The sequence below is a fragment of the Leisingera sp. XS_AS12 genome (genome assembly GCF_041224635.1).
GTDB lineage: Bacteria > Pseudomonadota > Alphaproteobacteria > Rhodobacterales > Rhodobacteraceae > Leisingera.
Genome location: NZ_JBGFGM010000107.1, coordinates 99,960 through 115,049 on the forward strand (window position 1 = coordinate 99,960; position 15,090 = coordinate 115,049).

The 15,090-nt window shown below is 58.8% G+C and carries 16 protein-coding genes and 1 pseudogene; 13 read left to right on the plus strand and 4 right to left on the minus strand.

Annotation, left to right across the window (positions count from 1 at the left end; all coding sequences use genetic code 11):
• Position 1: 1 nt before the first annotated feature.
• The 3 genes and pseudogenes from AB9K35_RS14545 to AB9K35_RS14555 form a co-directional block, all read right to left on the minus strand.
• A complete protein-coding gene (locus AB9K35_RS14545; RefSeq protein ID WP_369835335.1) occupies positions 2–1,279 on the minus strand; it encodes a TRAP transporter large permease subunit in 1,278 nt (425 codons plus the stop codon).
• Positions 1,280–1,453: 174 nt separating this feature from the next.
• Positions 1,454–2,017 (minus strand): annotated as a pseudogene (locus AB9K35_RS14550) (TRAP transporter small permease subunit); the annotation flags it as partial.
• An 80-nt stretch (positions 2,018–2,097) separates the two neighbouring features.
• A complete protein-coding gene (locus tag AB9K35_RS14555; RefSeq protein WP_369835325.1) occupies positions 2,098–3,132 on the minus strand; it encodes a TRAP transporter substrate-binding protein in 1,035 nt (344 codons plus the stop codon).
• 247 nt (positions 3,133–3,379) lie between these two features.
• On the opposite strand from AB9K35_RS14555, the gene AB9K35_RS14560 reads away from it, so the two are divergent.
• Positions 3,380–4,426, plus strand: coding sequence for a LacI family DNA-binding transcriptional regulator (locus AB9K35_RS14560; protein WP_369927129.1), 1,047 nt, complete (start codon positions 3,380–3,382; stop codon positions 4,424–4,426).
• A gap of 405 nt (positions 4,427–4,831) precedes the next feature.
• Here AB9K35_RS14560 and AB9K35_RS14565 read toward each other — a convergent pair whose 3' ends face one another.
• Positions 4,832–5,119 (minus strand): hypothetical protein, encoded by a 288-nt coding sequence (locus tag AB9K35_RS14565; protein ID WP_058260736.1) that lies wholly within the window; start codon positions 5,117–5,119, stop codon positions 4,832–4,834.
• Between the two features lie 163 nt (positions 5,120–5,282).
• Here AB9K35_RS14565 and AB9K35_RS14570 point away from each other — a divergent pair, with 163 nt between their 5' ends.
• The 12 genes from AB9K35_RS14570 to AB9K35_RS14625 all read left to right on the plus strand — a co-directional run bounded on the left by AB9K35_RS14570 (position 5,283) and on the right by AB9K35_RS14625 (position 15,079).
• A complete protein-coding gene (locus AB9K35_RS14570; RefSeq protein WP_058243064.1) occupies positions 5,283–5,609 on the plus strand; it encodes a hypothetical protein in 327 nt (108 codons plus the stop codon).
• A gap of 64 nt (positions 5,610–5,673) precedes the next feature.
• The gene (locus AB9K35_RS14575) at positions 5,674–6,252 is read left to right on the plus strand and encodes a lytic transglycosylase domain-containing protein (protein WP_192966082.1); all 579 of its coding nucleotides are present in this window, start codon (positions 5,674–5,676) and stop codon (positions 6,250–6,252) included.
• Positions 6,252–6,542, plus strand: coding sequence for a TrbC/VirB2 family protein (locus AB9K35_RS14580; protein ID WP_058260734.1), 291 nt, complete (start codon positions 6,252–6,254; stop codon positions 6,540–6,542). Before AB9K35_RS14575 ends, AB9K35_RS14580 begins: the two co-directional genes overlap by 1 nt.
• A 7-nt stretch (positions 6,543–6,549) precedes the next feature.
• Positions 6,550–6,828, plus strand: a complete 279-nt coding sequence (locus tag AB9K35_RS14585; protein ID WP_058260733.1) for a type IV secretion system protein VirB3 — start codon at positions 6,550–6,552, stop codon at positions 6,826–6,828.
• On the plus strand, positions 6,818–9,184 hold the full coding sequence (locus AB9K35_RS14590; RefSeq protein WP_369927132.1) for a type IV secretion system protein B4: 2,367 nt from the start codon (positions 6,818–6,820) through the stop codon (positions 9,182–9,184). The genes AB9K35_RS14585 and AB9K35_RS14590 overlap by 11 nt, the downstream gene beginning before the upstream one ends.
• A gap of 236 nt (positions 9,185–9,420) precedes the next feature.
• On the plus strand, positions 9,421–10,476 hold the full coding sequence (locus AB9K35_RS14595; protein WP_369411441.1) for a lytic transglycosylase domain-containing protein: 1,056 nt from the start codon (positions 9,421–9,423) through the stop codon (positions 10,474–10,476).
• Entirely contained in the window at positions 10,473–11,252 is a 780-nt protein-coding gene (locus AB9K35_RS14600) for a type IV secretion system protein (protein WP_369927134.1), read from the plus strand. The genes AB9K35_RS14595 and AB9K35_RS14600 overlap by 4 nt, the downstream gene beginning before the upstream one ends.
• Before the next feature lie 4 nt (positions 11,253–11,256).
• Positions 11,257–11,907, plus strand: coding sequence for a virB8 family protein (locus AB9K35_RS14605; RefSeq protein WP_369927136.1), 651 nt, complete (start codon positions 11,257–11,259; stop codon positions 11,905–11,907).
• Positions 11,908–11,910: 3 nt separating this feature from the next.
• A complete protein-coding gene (locus AB9K35_RS14610) occupies positions 11,911–12,606 on the plus strand; it encodes a TrbG/VirB9 family P-type conjugative transfer protein (RefSeq protein WP_369927138.1) in 696 nt (231 codons plus the stop codon).
• Positions 12,599–13,912: a TrbI/VirB10 family protein gene (locus AB9K35_RS14615; protein ID WP_369927140.1), complete on the plus strand. Its 1,314-nt coding sequence runs from the start codon at positions 12,599–12,601 to the stop codon at positions 13,910–13,912. Before AB9K35_RS14610 ends, AB9K35_RS14615 begins: the two co-directional genes overlap by 8 nt.
• Positions 13,913–13,914: 2 nt before the next feature.
• Positions 13,915–14,910, plus strand: coding sequence for an ATPase, T2SS/T4P/T4SS family (locus tag AB9K35_RS14620; protein ID WP_369927142.1), 996 nt, complete (start codon positions 13,915–13,917; stop codon positions 14,908–14,910).
• Entirely contained in the window at positions 14,903–15,079 is a 177-nt protein-coding gene (locus tag AB9K35_RS14625; RefSeq protein ID WP_369927144.1) for a DUF4177 domain-containing protein, read from the plus strand. The genes AB9K35_RS14620 and AB9K35_RS14625 overlap by 8 nt, the downstream gene beginning before the upstream one ends.
• The last annotated feature ends 11 nt before the right edge of the window (positions 15,080–15,090 follow it).

Consider the following 15,090-nt stretch of genomic DNA (forward strand, 5'->3'; position numbering starts at 1 on the left):
TTTAACCTCCCTTCACCCAGTTCGGCAGCCACAGTGCAACGTCAGGGAAGAACAGCACGATAGCAAGCGCAACGACTTGGATGCAGATAAAGGGGATCAGCGCGCGAAAGATCTCGGACAAACTCATGTCCTTAGGCGCGACAGATTTTAAGTAGAAGGCAGCAGGGCCAAATGGCGGCGAGAGATAGCTGACCTGCATATTCATAGCGAAGAGGATGCCAAACCATACTGGGTCCATGCCAAGCTTGATGATGATCGGCACGAAGATTGGCATGGTCAGAAGCGCGATGCCGATCCAATCCATGAACAGGCCCAACACGATCAAGATGCCCATCATGATCAACACGATGACCATGGGTGAGGCCCCGCTGTCGAGGATGGTGCTTTCGATGAACCGGTTGCCGCCCATCAGGTTGTAGACACCCACCAGAGCTGCCGCACCCAGGCCGATCCAGATGATCATGCCGCAGGTTTCAAGCGTTTGTTTCAGGCTGTCGCGGATCAGGGCCCATGTGACTTCGCGGCGGATCAAGGCCGAGACGAACACGCCGACCACGCCCATTGCCGCGGCCTCGGTCACTGAGGCGATGCCGCCATAGATCGAGCCCAACACGGTGACCGCGACGCCGATGGGCAAGATCACGCCGCGCATCTTGCGCAGTTTCTCGGACATCGGGATGTTAAGCTCCTCGTCCGAAATGGGCGGGCCCATCTCTGGGTTCGCGTAACAGCGGATAAGAATGTAGATGATGTAAAACGATGCCAGCATCAGGCCCGGTGTCACGGTGGCCAGAAACAAATCGCCAATTGAGACGCTGGCCGTCAGACCGTAGACGATCAAGACGATGGAGGGCGGGATCATCGTGCCCAGCGACCCACCGGCACAGACCGTCCCAATGGCCAGCGCGCGGTTGTACCCAAGCCGCAACATTTGCGGCAAGGCGATCAGGCCCAGCAGGACGATCTCGCCCCCGATGATGCCCGAGATGGAAGCAAGGAACACGGCTGCAACCAGTGTTTGAACAGCAACACCGCCTTTGATGCGACCGGCCACAAGGCGCATCGCATCGTAGAGGTCGCGCGCCATGCCCGAGCGGTCCAGCAGCGACGCCATCAAGACGAACATCGGAATGGCCACAAGGACGTATTCATTGACGAAGGAATAGATCCGGCTCGATACCAGCGGCACGCCGGACGGGCCGAACCATGCAATGGTGAAGAGGATCGCGATCAGGCCGGTGACAAAGGCCAGCGGGATGCCCGTCAAGATGAGCACCATGATCGAGCCGACAAGCAGCAGCGAGCCGGTTTGAATGCCAAGGCCGCGTCCTTGCGAAAACAGCAGGTAGCCGCCAGTGGCGAGGATGACGAAAACGATGCCAATTCCGATGATGGCCCATTTGCTTGGCGCCTCGCCTGCGCTTTGGCGATAGCCGGTGCCCTTCCATGCGGTCCAGATATGGCCGACAGATTGCACCGCCAAGACGATCGCCGTGATCAAAAGCATCATTTTGATGAGGGCCGGTGTGATGGGATTCCAAGCCGAGCCCGAGCGTTCAAGTCGGATGTCGCCCTGCGGCGTCCACCACGACTTTTCGACCATGGTATAGGCGGCGTAGGCAATGGCGAGCGCAAAGAACAAGGCAAGCATGCCGTTGACCACGTCCAGCAATCTGCGCGTGCCGCCGCTGGTGCCAAAATAGATCAGCCCGATGCGAATATGTTTGTCAGCGGCAAGACATTGCATCCCGCCATACAGGTAACAAACGGCGATCAGTGCGATCACGGTTTCATGCGCCCAGATCGTGGGAGCATTGAAGAAATACCGCGCGGCGATTTCATACAGTGAAATCAATGTTGCGAGTGCAAACAGAAAACTAAAGACGGTCCCGAGCGAGACAATACCGCGATCCAGAACGTTCTGGGGGCCGGCGGTGTCTTCGTCGTGCGCCCGTTTGAGCGCTTCGAGCTGCGCCTCGACTTCGGCTTCGGTCATCGCCGTTTCATACTGTGCCATTGTCCCCTCCCGGAACGTGAGCGAATGCGTGGGGCGAAGGGGCCGGTTCTGGCCCCTTCGCAACGTTTCATGGTGTGGATTTACTCGGCCAGAAGACCGGCTTCGATCAGGTAGGACGTAACGCTTTCATAGGCCTTGCCAGCCATGTCAGATCGCTCGGCCCAGTTGGCCCACTGCGACTTAGCGATACCGCGGAACCGGGCACGCTCTTCGTCAGACCAGTTAATCACGGTGATGTCTGGATCGGCCATCGCTTCTGCAACGGCGACCTCGTTCTGCTCGTCCAGCTGACTGACCATATCGCGCGCAAAGACGGAAACAGACTCGTTCAGGATGGTCTGAAGATCTTCGGGCAGGCCATCATAGATGTCTTTGTTTACTGACACTTCGATCACAGGCATCGAGTGGAAGCCGGGATACAGCGGGTATTTGGCGAACTCGTGCATGCCTTGGGCATGGTTGGTCGAGAAAACGGTGTAGTCGGCTGCGTCGATCACGCCTTTTTCCAGCGAGGTGTAGACCTCGGAACCGGGCAGGTTCACGGGCGACGCACCGGCTGCGGCGAAGACTTCTTGCACCATGCCTTCTGGTGCGCGCATTTTGATGCCTTTGAGGTCATCAACACCGTAGATCGGCACTGTCGACAAGAAGGCCTCGACCCCCGTTGCAGAGGCGCCAAGGAACTGCAGCCCGTAGGGGTTTACCAACTCGTTGAACAGCGCTTTGCCGCCGCCGTTTTCCATGTAGTCGAACATCTGCTCAGGTGCAGACCATGCGCCGACGAGGTTGCCCAACATGGCGAATGCAGGATCCTTGCCCGAGAAGTAGGACGGATCGGTGATGTGGCCTTGCAAGATGCCCGCACCAACAGCGTCGAGCGTTTCATTATGCGCCACCACGGTCCCAACCGGAACAACAGTGATCTCGATGCGCCCGTCGGACAGTTCTTTGACGCGGTCCGCCCATGCTTCTTCGATTGGAAAGAAGTTGTCTCCGGCCTGCGCCGATGTCTGGAACGTCCATTGGTAGTCTTGGGCCAGCGCCGACGTCGCGACAAGGGTTGATGCGGCGGCGATGCCGCTCAGGACGAGCGATTTGAAAGTGTAGTGTGTCATGGTTCCTCCCACAGCGCCGAAATAGCGCTAATTTTCAGTTGATCGTGGCCTCCTCCGAAACCACGGCAATGCCCGGATTAACCCACCGGTATCGCAACCGGTACCGATACCGGTATTGATACCAGTGTCCGATTCGACCTATTCTGTCAATGCTTCGACGTCGACTTTGCGATACAGACGCGTGAATAGAGGTTCGGATTTTGCTGGCGATGGGCCACCTGCCGGCAGACAGAAGGAAGGCAAGCCTATGAAAAGCAGAAAAACTTTAGCCGACGTCGCCGCCGCTGCCGGTGTCAGTAAAATGACAGCGTCACGCGCGCTTCGTGGCGACAAGGACGTCTCGCAGGCAAACATTGAAAGGGTAAAACAGGCTGCGCGCGAGATAGGCTATTATGGGAATCAGTTTGCCTCCTCCCTCTCGAGCAAACACACCGACCTGATCGGCGTCGTGGTGCCCAGCCTGTCAAACATCGTGTTTCCCCAAGTCATGTCCGGGGTAACCAATGCGTTGAAGGGCACCTTGCTACAGCCGGTTTTCGGGGTCACCGACTATGACCCCGAAACGGAATACGAAACCTTGCGAAACATGCTGTCTTGGCGCCCTGCCGGGTTGATCGTGACCGGGATTGACCAACCACCCGAAACCCGCCAGCTGCTGAAAGACGCAGGCGTTCCGATCGTACAAATCATGGATATCGACGGCCATCCTGTCGACGCCTGTGTCGGATTTTCGCATAGCGAGGCCGGCCATGACATTGCTGTCGCCCTGTTTGAGACAGGCTTACGGCGCTTTGGCTACGTGGGGCGCAACCTCGACAAGGACCTTAGGGCCGCGAAACGGAAACAAGGTTTCCAAAGCGCACTGCGCGAACATGGACTCGCCTTCGCCGGCATTATTGATGGATCGGATTTGCCGGTCGATGTGACTGCGCTTTCAGCTGTCGATTGCGGTCGCCGTTTGACTGCCGACCTTCTGAAACGACAGCCCGATCTTGATTGCATCTACTTTTCAAACGATGATCTTGCGTTTGGCGGCCTCTGTCACTGCATTGCCGAAGGCATCGACGTTCCAGGTGACGTCGCGCTAGCGGGTTTCAACGGTTTGGGTCTCATCGAAGGGTTTCCCGGCAAGATCGCAACTTCGCGGACAGCGCGCAAACAGATTGGCGAGCAAGCCGCTCGGACGATCCTTGAGACTTTGGAACACTCTGCTGCCGAAATGGAAAAACTGCACATCATGAAGCCAGAAATATCGCTTGGCGAACTGGCTGTGACCAATGACAAGCCCGACTGACCTTGACCGGCTACGACCTTGATAGCTCTGCTCGCAAACTTTCAAAGGTGCCTCTCGACTTGGAGGTCGAGATGACCCGTTGCGCGAGATCAAAATCGTTTCGACCGATCTGAGCTGCATCATACGATCGGTTAGGGTATATCTCCGCGGCAGAACTGAGTCGCATAGTCCGCATCTGGATGATCGGAATGAGCAGCCGCGAAAGCACGATATCGGAACGGGAAAATCTGATATCTGTGAACGACCGTTCGAGTGAAATGCACTGCACCGCAGCAACAAGTACGCCGCACGCGCGAAGGGATACTGCGTCAGCGAAGGCCTAAAATCCAAGGTCGGCTTTGTCCGCGTTGGCGACCTTCGCGGCAGCTTTGTTGAACGGCAGTTTTCTCTACTTGAGGACGGGTATCATTTCCTCATGTCGTTCAGGAATTCCAGAACGCGCGCATAGTCTCCACTGACCACGCGCGCTTGCTCGAAGACCTCTCGCCTCTGCTGATCTAGGCAACGGAAATAATTCTCGACATCCGCAAAATAAGCCTCCGCATCGCGCTTCAACAGATCCGCATAGGCCTGCACGTCATCGGCATCGGTCGGCATCCACGGCGGCGCAGGCGGCAAACAACTGCCCGCGATCGCGGCAGATCCCCAGCTCAGAACGACCATAGCCACGCATGTTTGTTTCAAAAGCCCCATATTATCTTGGCTCAGCCACTCCGTTGCAGTAAATTTGTTTCAACGCATGAAGGGCGCAACAACTCAAATTGCACCTATTGATTGCAAGATTATAATATTGTATCGGTTCGGTAGTCCATGAGGGACTGCCGGGCCAATGCACAATTCTGCAAGGCTCGATCCTATGAATTTGATGCAAGACGCCCCTAATGTTGTCAGTGAAGACGGGCTGCGCACACTACTTGCCGAGGGTCATTCGGCGGATGTTGTGTGCCGGGTTACGCCCAAACGTACAGGTGCTCAGTGGTCCGGAGTTTGGACCGTGCATTGCGTCTCGCCAGATGGCGAGACGCGTCGCCTGCTCGTCACCGCGCGTAACAACATGGCGGCCCGAGAGTTTAAGACAATCAACGGCTTATCCAGCTTCCTCGCCGGGCTTGGTGTTTCGATCGTCTCGATCCCCATGTTCGAAGGCAAGATCGCCTCTCACAAGTTGGACGACGCGGGCTAAGCCACTTGCCGTCTTCGCAGCATTCCTAGCTGCCCCGGCCTATTCCGAAGGCTTCGTGCTTTCCATGCGAGCCGATGGCCAGCTGGAGACCAAATCCCCCCAATCAGGTTTTGCGCAAAGCTATGTCGACGGGATTGGTGAAAACCCGCCAGAGCTGATCGTTTTTGCAGTGCCTGAGCCTGAAGCTCCGCCTCCTGCACCCGCCCGCGCCGTTCCCCGCCCCGAAGTCCTGTCAGCCATTGAAAGCACGGCGCATCGTTATGGCGGGCACCCCGCGCTGCGCCGTGCTGGCCTCTCCGTTTCCGAATGGCAGGCGCTGTTCCAAGCCAATATCGAGATCGAAAGCGCCTATCGCCCAAATGCGCGCAGTTCCGCAGGCGCGATTGGCCTTGGACAGCTGATGCACGCGACGGCCGCGCAGCTCGGCGTGGATCCGCATGACTGGCAGGCCAACCTCGACGGCTCAGCCCGCTACCTTCTGATGATGCTGGCGCAGTTCGGCACGCCCGAACTCGCGCTCGCTGCCTATAACGCGGGACCAGACGCGGTCACGCGCTATGGCGGCATCCCTCCCTACCGAGAAACCCAAAATCACGTGCGCCGGGTCATGGCCGTGCGTGACCGACTGACTGGAGCCTCCTGATGCACACACAACTCCGCACGATCCTGTCGCTGGCTCTGGCCAGTTTGATGATTGCCAACCCGGCCCTTGCACAGAGCATCGATCTCTCCCCGGTGCAGAACCTTCTTCAAGGCATTGTCGACACGATCACCGGCCCCTTGGGCATTGTGATCGGCACCCTGGCCCTGATTGGCGTGTTCCTCTCCTGGCTCTTTGGCATTCTGGATTTCCGCCAGGCTCTTTGGGTGCTGGTCGCTATCGCAGGCATCGCAGCTGCGCCGACCATCGTGACCGCCATCTGGGGCGCATAAATCCGGCATGGCAACGCAAACCCGCCTCTTCCTGGGCCTGATCCGGCCGCCAAAGCTCATCGGCTTACCAATCATGTATGCAATGGTTTGGCTCTTCGGGTTTGTGTTGCTGTTTCTTTGGGTCCAAAGCTGGCCGGTGATCATCATCGCCGCTCTGGCCTATCCCGCACTTTGGAAAGCGGCCGATTGGGATCCTGCCTTTCTTGAGGTGATGGTCACCACCCTGCAGGAAACGCCGCCCACCCCGAACCGCAAGATCCATTCGGGGGACAGCTATGCTCCATAACCCCTCGGATGATCTTGCGACGCTACCGGACTGGGCGCGCAAAGAGCGCCCTATGGCCAGCATGCTGCCCTATGTCAGCCTCGTGAATGACGTGACGATCCGCACGCGCGGCAATGCCCTGTTCCAGTGCATCCGCCTTGATGGCGTCAACAGCATGACCAGCGATGACGCGCACTTGGAGAAGATCCGCGCGCTTTTTGCAGCGATCATTGCGCAGATCGGGCCGGAGTACAGTTTCTACGTGCACAAGGTTTCAAAAGCGATCGAGACTGCTTTGCCACCGGTTCGCGAGGAAGGGTTTGCGCAAGCGCTGGACACCCGCTGGCAGGTGGCCATGGCGCAGGCGGGTCTGCGGGACAAGACACTCACGCTCACGGTGCTGAAACGCCCTCCCATGGGCGCGCGGCTGCGCCTGAAACGCTCAGACTCGATCGCCCAGCTCAAAGACCAGACCGCCAAGCAATTGCGCAAGCTCAGCGAGGTCGTCGGGTTCCTACTATCGTCATTTTCAGAGATGAACCCGCGCCTGCTCGGCGCTGAAAGCGGCGAATTACTCGGGTTCCTCGGGGCACTCAATATTGGCCAAGAGCGACCGCTCTTCGCGAATTCCCGCTTTGGCGTCATTGCCGATGATGTGGCCAATACGCGTGTCACGTTTCAGGGGCGCGGCTTTGCGCTCGACGACGGGACAGCGGGAAAGCGGTTTGGCACCAGCTTTGCGATCAAGACCTATCCGGCCAAAACCAACTGCACCATGTTCGATGAGCTGAACCTGCCCGTCGACATGGTGGTCACACACTCCTTCACGCCGATCAACAGCAACATCATGGCCAGCCGGATCAAGCGCCAACAGCGCCTAATGAAGGCCAGCGATGACGGCGCGATTTCACTCGCCGAAGAACTGGTAGACGCGCTGGACGATCTGGAATCCAAGCGCCTCAGTTTTGGCGACCATCACATGACGGTGACGGTTTTCGCCGAGACCGAGGAAAAGCTGGAAGCCATCGCTTCCGAGGTACGCAACATCGCGGCCAGTGAAGGCGTCAATCTTGTCAATGAGAGCTTTGCAACTCGGACGCATTATTTCGCGCAGCATCCGGGCAATGGGCAGATGCGCAGCCGCAAGGCCGCCATCACCAACACGAATTTTGCTGATCTCGCAGCGCTGCATCGCGGTCAACTGGGCAAACCCGGACACAAAGTGCCTTGGGGCAAGCCGATCACTCTCTTCCCGACGCCGGAGCGTTCGGGCTTCCTGTTCAACTACCATGAGACAGGTCAGCCGGACAAAGAGCCGACCGGTGGGCACACCTTGATCCTCGGTCGTCCTGGCTCCGGCAAGTCGGTGTTGTCAGCCTTCCTCATGACCCAAGCCCGGCGCTGCGACGCACGCGTGTTTGTCTTCGACTATCGCGCTGGCATGGAAATGGCCGTACGCGCCAATGGCGGGCGCTACAGCGCCATCAAGGCAGGTGAAGCCACTGGCCTCAACCCACTGCGCACAGAAATCGACGGGCGCGGGCAAGCCTGGCTCTCCGATTGGTTGGCCACCCTTTTGCATCGCTCCGACAAGCCCCTGAGCCCAGTTCAAATTAATCGCATCCAAGAAGTGGTGCGCCAGAACGCCGGAGCCAGCGATGCCACGCTGCGCAACTGGCAGGATTTGGCCTCCCTCTTTGTGGCCGGGGCGGATGAAGGGGATCTGTTCGAGCGGATCCAGGAATGGACCGCAGACGGCCGCTACGGTTGGATTTTCGGGCAAAGCTCTGAGGATACTTTTTCGCTCGATGGTGATGTCGTCGGGTTCGACCTTACCGGCATTCTCGACAGTGAAAGCGAGAAAGAACGCATGGCGGTCCTGTCCTATCTGTTTCGGCGGGTGGAGCGTGTAATCGAGGACCGCAAGCCGACGTTGATCATCATCGATGAGGCCTGGAAAGCACTCGACAACCCGTATTTTGCGGACCGGCTGAGCAACTGGCTGGTCACGGCGCGCAAACAGAACGCGGTTGTCGTGATGATGACCCAATACGCAAGCCAGCTTGAAAAAACCCGCACCGGCAAGACGATTGTCGAGGCCGTGCCGACGCAGCTCCTACTGCCCAACATCCGCGCCTCGGCCGGTGATTACACCATGTTGGGCCTCGCTGAAAAAGAGCTCAGCGTATTGCTCGGCACCGGCAGCAACTCCCGTCTGGCGCTGGTGCGCGATGATCAAGGCTCGGTGGTGATTGACGCTGATCTCAGCGCCCTTGGCCCTTACCTCACGATCCTTGGCGGCATGGAAAAAGGCGAAGCGCTGGTCGGCGCGGATTACCGCCAGAACCTCGATTTTTGGAGAACGATTGATGCGTAGACTTTGCGTGCTTACCCTCACCCTTTTGACTCTGACAGCCTGCGCGGAATACCGGCCGTCGGAAGCAAAATGCTTCAATTCGTTTGCCGAAGTCAGCCGCAGTAACTGCAATTTCGAGCTGCTCGGACCGATTGGTGGTCTCGGTGAGTAAGCATTGCCTGCATATCTTTGCAGGCTTGGTGTCGCTCGCCGCGCCATTTGCCTATGCCCAAGGCGTGCCGACCTTTGATGCGGGCATGTTCTTGCAGCGCGAGCGCGTGCTGCAGCAGGGCGAACAAGATCTGGCTCTGCAGCGAGATCGGCTGACCAAAGAAGAAGAGCTCGAAGAGCTCGAACATGAACAACTTCAAGCGCTAGAAGACATTCTCGATGCCTCGACGCTTGCCAGCGGGAACTCAGGCGCACTGGTCGCAAGCCTGGAAGCTGGTTCATCGCCTGAGAGCGCTGCAGACACGCTCTATGGTTCGGTCGACCCAAACCCAGGCGCAGCCCAGATGTTCGGCGATGCCTCGGGATCGATTGAAGAGCTGATCATTCGCGCGGCTCAGGAAACGCACCACATGTCTGGCGTGCGCGCGGCGGGTCTCTCGCCCAAGCAATGGCGTTGCCTGTTGCAGGCGCTGATCTGGCAAGAAAGCCGCTTCACAATCGGCGCACGGTCCCCGGTCGGCGCATTCGGCCTGACCCAGATCATGCCCGGCACAGCGCAGGATCTCGGGATTTACCCGGCCTACTATGAAAACCCCTACATCCAGGTCATCGGTGGCGCGCGTTATCTGGCGCAGATGCTTGCCATGTTTGACGGCAACATCATTCACGGGCTCGCGGCCTACAATGCCGGTCCCGGCAATGTGCAGCGCTACGGCGGCGTGCCGCCGTTTGCCGAAACCCAGCACTACGTTCAGGTGATCCCCGAGCGCTACAATCTCTACCTTGCCCGCGTCGGCGGCGTTGATGCGCTTGGCACCATCGACTCAGTTCTGCTCGCCGATTCCACCATGAGCCTGACCTCGTTCGGCGCAGGGATCTATGGCGACTACTCCTTGGTCTCAGTGCAAGCAGCCGCGCTGCGCGTGCAGAACATCATCACCCGCATTGGTGAGACAGATGACATTCACGCGGCCATGTCGCTCAACACCTATGCGCGGGCCGAGCTCGCTCGCCTGATCGCGATCCGCACGCGCCTCAAAGCCGCCCATACCCGCCCGCTTAGCGCGACTGAGCTGGCCATGGCGGCCGCGCAGGCCCGCGAACAAGACTTCATGCAATTCGATCTGGAGGCATTCCGATGATCCGCTTTCTTACTACCGTTGCCACTTGCGCGCTGTTGGTTGCCTCACCCCTATTTGCCCAAGGTGTCCCCACGGTCGACACGCGCAACATCGCGCAGGAAATTCGCCAACTGCAGCAGATGCTGGAGGATTTCGGGATCCAGACCGACCAGCTCGACACGCTTCTCGAGCAGCTCGATCTGGTGCAGCAGCAACTCGACACGCTCAATGAGACCTATGCGGCCCTGACCGGCGCGACGGATATTATCGAGATGGCCATGGGTGGTGATCTCGACGGCCTCCTAGACCAAGAATTCGGCGATCTCCTTGGCACCATACGGCAAATCCAAAGCGGCGACTTCAGCGGCCTTATCGGCAATGCGGCCCCTCAGATGGAAGGGCGCATGACGCAAGCATTGGAGGAAGCAGGTTTTGACCAAGACACCCTCTCTGACATGGCTAGCAGCGGCAATCCGGGGGCGGAACGCATTGCCAGCCAGGCGGGCACTGGGGCCGTTATGTCAGCGGCGGCCGAGAACAGCTATGACGAGGCCGCGCAATCTCTTGAACGGGTCGAGCAGCTGGTCTCACTGATCCCAGACATGGAAACGCTCAAGGAAGCCGTCGATCACAACACGCGCGTCACGGCAGAGTTGGCCATTGCCATGACGCGCATGTGGGAGCTTGAAGCCATCCAGACCGTTGGTGCGGGCCAATCCGGCGTGGTGGATGCCGCCACGCTGGCCGAAGAGCGCCGCTACATGGACTTCACCCTGCCAGACCTGCGCGCGGACTGATCGCATGAACGGCGAGGTAGAAATCATAGAAGAAGAGCTCGTCTACGGCGCACGACGACGCGAGCTCATGTGGCAGAAATTGGGGCTGACAGGCATGGCGTTTGGCATGGCAGGTTGCCTCGCCGCCGCCCTCGTGGCCCTGCTCGACGCGGACCCGCCGCCCATGATCGTGCCCTTTGATAGCGAAACCGGCATGGCCCTCCCCAATGCCATGGTTGAAGCGGTCTCACTCACGGAACGCCCCGCTATCATCGAGGCACAGGTCTACCGCTATGTCATTGATCGAGAGACATACAATCAGCTCGACAATGACGTGCGGGTGCGGCGGGTCCTGGACCAGTCGGACGGTGCGGCCGCTGCAGGGCTGCGCGCGCTTTGGACCAGCGGCCATGAGGCCTATCCACCGGACAGCTACGGCACAGATGCGCGGCTTGATGTTGAGGTTCTGTCGATCACTCATATCAGCGCTAACCGTGCCCAGGTGCGTCTGCGTAAGCGGCTAAATTCACCGCGTGGCAGTCAAAACGGGCTCTTCACCGCAACCCTGATGTTTGAGTTTCGGCCCGAGAATAGCCGGTCGATCGATGATGTCTGGCAGAACCCCTTCGGCTTCACTGTCACCGAATATGCGATCCGCTCGGATCGTTTGGAGTAACCAATGCGCCGCCTGTTCCTGACCCTCGCCGTCCTAATTTCACTCGCTAGCACTGCCTATGCAGAAACCCAGCCGCGCCAAGGCCCCTATGATGCCCGCGTCCGGCTCGCCACCTATCAGGATGGGCAGGTCTATCGCATCCGCACCAGCCTGACCCATGTGACCAGCATTGAATTCGGCCAAGGCGAGACCATCCGCTCGATCATTGCGGGCGACACTGAAGGCTTCCTTTTGGACGGCGTGCCAGGCGGTCAGGCTTTTGCGATCAAGCCCGTCACGCGCGGCGCACATACCAACATCACCGTCTATACCAACCGGCGCAGTTACTATTTCAATGTGACCGAAGCGAGTTCGCCGACTTTTTACGTCATTCGCTTCACCTATCCCGAGGCCTCACCACGGCAATCCGGTGTTGCTTCAACCGCGCCAGCAAACCACGCCTATGGCGTCAGCGCGCAATCCGAGATCACCCCACGCGAAATCTGGGACGACGGCACTTTCACCTATTTCCGCTTTGCCGCAAACGCGCCGTTGCCCGCAATCTTTCGCTGGTCTGCTGGCAATGAGCGCAGTGTGAATGCTCTGGCCCGACCTGATGGTGTGATCCGTGTGTCAGGTGTCAGCGATCGATGGGTTCTCAGGCTCGGCGAGGATGAAATCTGCGTCCAAGAGATGAGCGAGGCAAACCACAATGAGTGAAACAGCTGAGCTTAAGAAACGCCTTGAAGCGCTTGAAGGAAAAACACAAAACCCAAAAACGCGACCATCTTTTTTCGCCCTCACCTTAGGCATTGGGGCAATCGCGACTCTTGGCGGGCTCTTACTATTGCTTTCTGGCAGCTCTGAACCCGAAAGCATGGAAACTGCGTCTCCTGATGAGTTCCAAGCAGCCGGACCGGGTTTTGGTACGCTCGAGCCCACGCCCGCACCGATTGACACAACCCCGCCGCCGGAACCGGAACCAGACAACGCAACAGACGAACTGCGCGCGCAAATGGACGCCATGCGCACCGAACTTGAAGCCCTGCGCAATGCGCCAGCACCTGAAGCCCCTACCGTCGACACACAAGCATTGGATACCTTGGGAGCAGAGATCGATGCCCTGCGCAGCGAGGCAGCAGCAACGCAAGCCGCTTTGCGCGAAGAGTTGGAAGAACGTGCCCGACAAATCCAGCGACTGCAGAATGATCTTGAGCTCGCGCGCCTGGAAACCCCGCGCACGCTAGCACCAACCGGCCCCACGGCCGAGGAGCTGCGCATTCAGGAGCTAGAACGGCGGCGGCAAGCCGAGCTTGAAGAGCTGCAAGCCCGTATCGCCAGCCCAATCATTGCTTTCGGCGGCTCGGGCAGCGGCAACAATGAAACCGCTGCACAGCAACGGCGACTTGATGGCGACACAGACTTTGTCCGCAATGGCGCTGAACCAGCCGAGGTTACACAGGCCCAGTTGATCGTGAACCCGTCAAACACGATCGTTCAAGGCACGATGATCCAGGCCGTGTTGGAGACGGCGATCGACAGCTCGCTCGCCGGTCAGGTCCGCGCGATGGTATCGGAAGATGTCCATGCCTATGACGGCACGCAGATCCTGATTCCGCGCGGTGCGCGTCTGATCGGGCGGTATCAATCCGGCCTCGACATCGCACAGCAACGCGTGACGATCGCCTGGGACCGGATCATTCTCCCCAGCAACCAGACCGTTGAAATCAGTGCTTTTGGTGGTGATGAACTCGGGCGGTCCGGCACAACCGGCTTTGTCGACAGCCGCTTTGGCACTCGGTTCGGGTCAGCCGCCCTGATTTCGCTGATCGGAGCCTTGCCCGCCGTGGCAGCCCAGAATACCGAAGATGAGATCGCCTCTGATGTCTTGGAAGGCATTGGCGAAGACCTGCAAGACAGCGCGCAAAGCGTGATTGGCGAATATCTCTCCGTCTCGCCCGTGATCTATGTCGATCAAGGTGCCCGTGTCACCGTGATGGTCGATCGTGATCTGGAGATTTTTTAATTATGGCGGCCAGCTATCTGCAAAGCTCGATGGACAAGATCCCCGAGGCGCGTGATCCCAAGTTGATCGAACTTTGCATCAACCCTGACGGCTCGCTGTGGGCCGAGTTTCAGGGCGATCACTTCATGCGGTCCATCAATCGACGGCTCTCACCGAACGAGATCAAAGACTTGGGCAATCAGATTGCTTCTGCCGCGAACACCACGCTCAGCCGGACCAAGCCTATCGTCTCGGTCAGCATCACCTACCGTGACCGCCCAATCCGCGCGCAAGTCACCCAGCCCCCCGCCGTTGATGGCGGTTACGCGATTTCCCTACGGTTCTTCGCCGACCTGCCATTGGAGCAGATCAAGCTGTCCTATCTCTTCGGAAAAGAGCGCAGCAACGAAGGAGCACGACGCAAGCGCAATGCCGAGCTGCGCGATGTCGTGGCCACCGGCGACATCGACGCCGCGATCAAGTTCTGCGTCACCCACAAGCTCAATATGATTGTGTCCGGCGGAACCTCCACCGGCAAGACCGTCACAGCACGCAAGATCCTCTCTTTCGTGCCCACCGACGAGCGTATCATCACCATCGAAGAAGCCGCCGAGCTACGCCCAACGCAGCCCAATGTCGTCACCCTGATGTGTGACCGCGATGAAGCCACGCGCAGCGCTGATGTCCTGCTGACCTCCACCCTGCGCATGCGGCCGGACCGTATCGTCTTGGGCGAAGTACGCGGCAAAGAGGCCATGACCTTCCTCGAGGCGATCAACACCGGCCATGGTGGCTCACTCACCACCCTGCATGCGGAAACCCCTCAGCTGGCCGTGCAGCGCCTCGCCATCGCCGCCCTGAAAACCGACTTGCCCATGACCTATCAGGACATGAACGGCTACATCACCCGCTCAATAGATGTGATTATCCAGGCCGGACGCCATGAAGGCGCGCGCGGCATCACCGAATTCTACCTGCCGGTTGATCCGGCCCATTCAAAGGAAACAGCCCATGTTTGAATACAAGATTGAACAGATCAACACCGCCAAGACAAAGCCACCGAAGATCGAAGCGCAGCTGACGGCCCTTGGTCAGGATGGTTGGGAGTTAGTCTCCGTCGTGCCGGATTTTGACGGCGAGCACATCCTGAAGAGCTTCCTGAAACGTCGCACCGGCGCGAGCGCCTAAACCTAACCGAG

Bases quoted from the DNA above. Each gene is read 5' to 3' on its own strand.
- AB9K35_RS14580 (WP_058260734.1), top strand. From the start codon at position 6,252: ATGCACACACAACTCCGCACGATCCTGTCGCTGGCTCTGGCCAGTTTG.
- AB9K35_RS14600 (WP_369927134.1), top strand. From the start codon at position 10,473: ATGATCCGCTTTCTTACTACCGTTGCCACTTGCGCGCTGTTGGTTGCC.
- AB9K35_RS14610 (WP_369927138.1), top strand. From the start codon at position 11,911: ATGCGCCGCCTGTTCCTGACCCTCGCCGTCCTAATTTCACTCGCTAGC.
- AB9K35_RS14560 (WP_369927129.1), top strand. From the start codon at position 3,380: ATGAAAAGCAGAAAAACTTTAGCCGACGTCGCCGCCGCTGCCGGTGTC.
- AB9K35_RS14545 (WP_369835335.1), bottom strand. From the start codon at position 1,279: ATGGTGCTCATCTTGACGGGCATCCCGCTGGCCTTTGTCACCGGCCTG.
- AB9K35_RS14555 (WP_369835325.1), bottom strand. From the start codon at position 3,132: ATGACACACTACACTTTCAAATCGCTCGTCCTGAGCGGCATCGCCGCC.
- AB9K35_RS14615 (WP_369927140.1), top strand. From the start codon at position 12,599: ATGAGTGAAACAGCTGAGCTTAAGAAACGCCTTGAAGCGCTTGAAGGA.
- AB9K35_RS14595 (WP_369411441.1), top strand. From the start codon at position 9,421: ATGTTCTTGCAGCGCGAGCGCGTGCTGCAGCAGGGCGAACAAGATCTG.
- AB9K35_RS14575 (WP_192966082.1), top strand. From the start codon at position 5,674: ATGCGAGCCGATGGCCAGCTGGAGACCAAATCCCCCCAATCAGGTTTT.
- AB9K35_RS14570 (WP_058243064.1), top strand. From the start codon at position 5,283: ATGAATTTGATGCAAGACGCCCCTAATGTTGTCAGTGAAGACGGGCTG.
- AB9K35_RS14590 (WP_369927132.1), top strand. From the start codon at position 6,818: ATGCTCCATAACCCCTCGGATGATCTTGCGACGCTACCGGACTGGGCG.
- AB9K35_RS14605 (WP_369927136.1), top strand. From the start codon at position 11,257: ATGAACGGCGAGGTAGAAATCATAGAAGAAGAGCTCGTCTACGGCGCA.
- AB9K35_RS14625 (WP_369927144.1), top strand. From the start codon at position 14,903: ATGTTTGAATACAAGATTGAACAGATCAACACCGCCAAGACAAAGCCA.
- AB9K35_RS14565 (WP_058260736.1), bottom strand. From the start codon at position 5,119: ATGGGGCTTTTGAAACAAACATGCGTGGCTATGGTCGTTCTGAGCTGG.
- AB9K35_RS14620 (WP_369927142.1), top strand. From the start codon at position 13,915: ATGGCGGCCAGCTATCTGCAAAGCTCGATGGACAAGATCCCCGAGGCG.
- AB9K35_RS14585 (WP_058260733.1), top strand. From the start codon at position 6,550: ATGGCAACGCAAACCCGCCTCTTCCTGGGCCTGATCCGGCCGCCAAAG.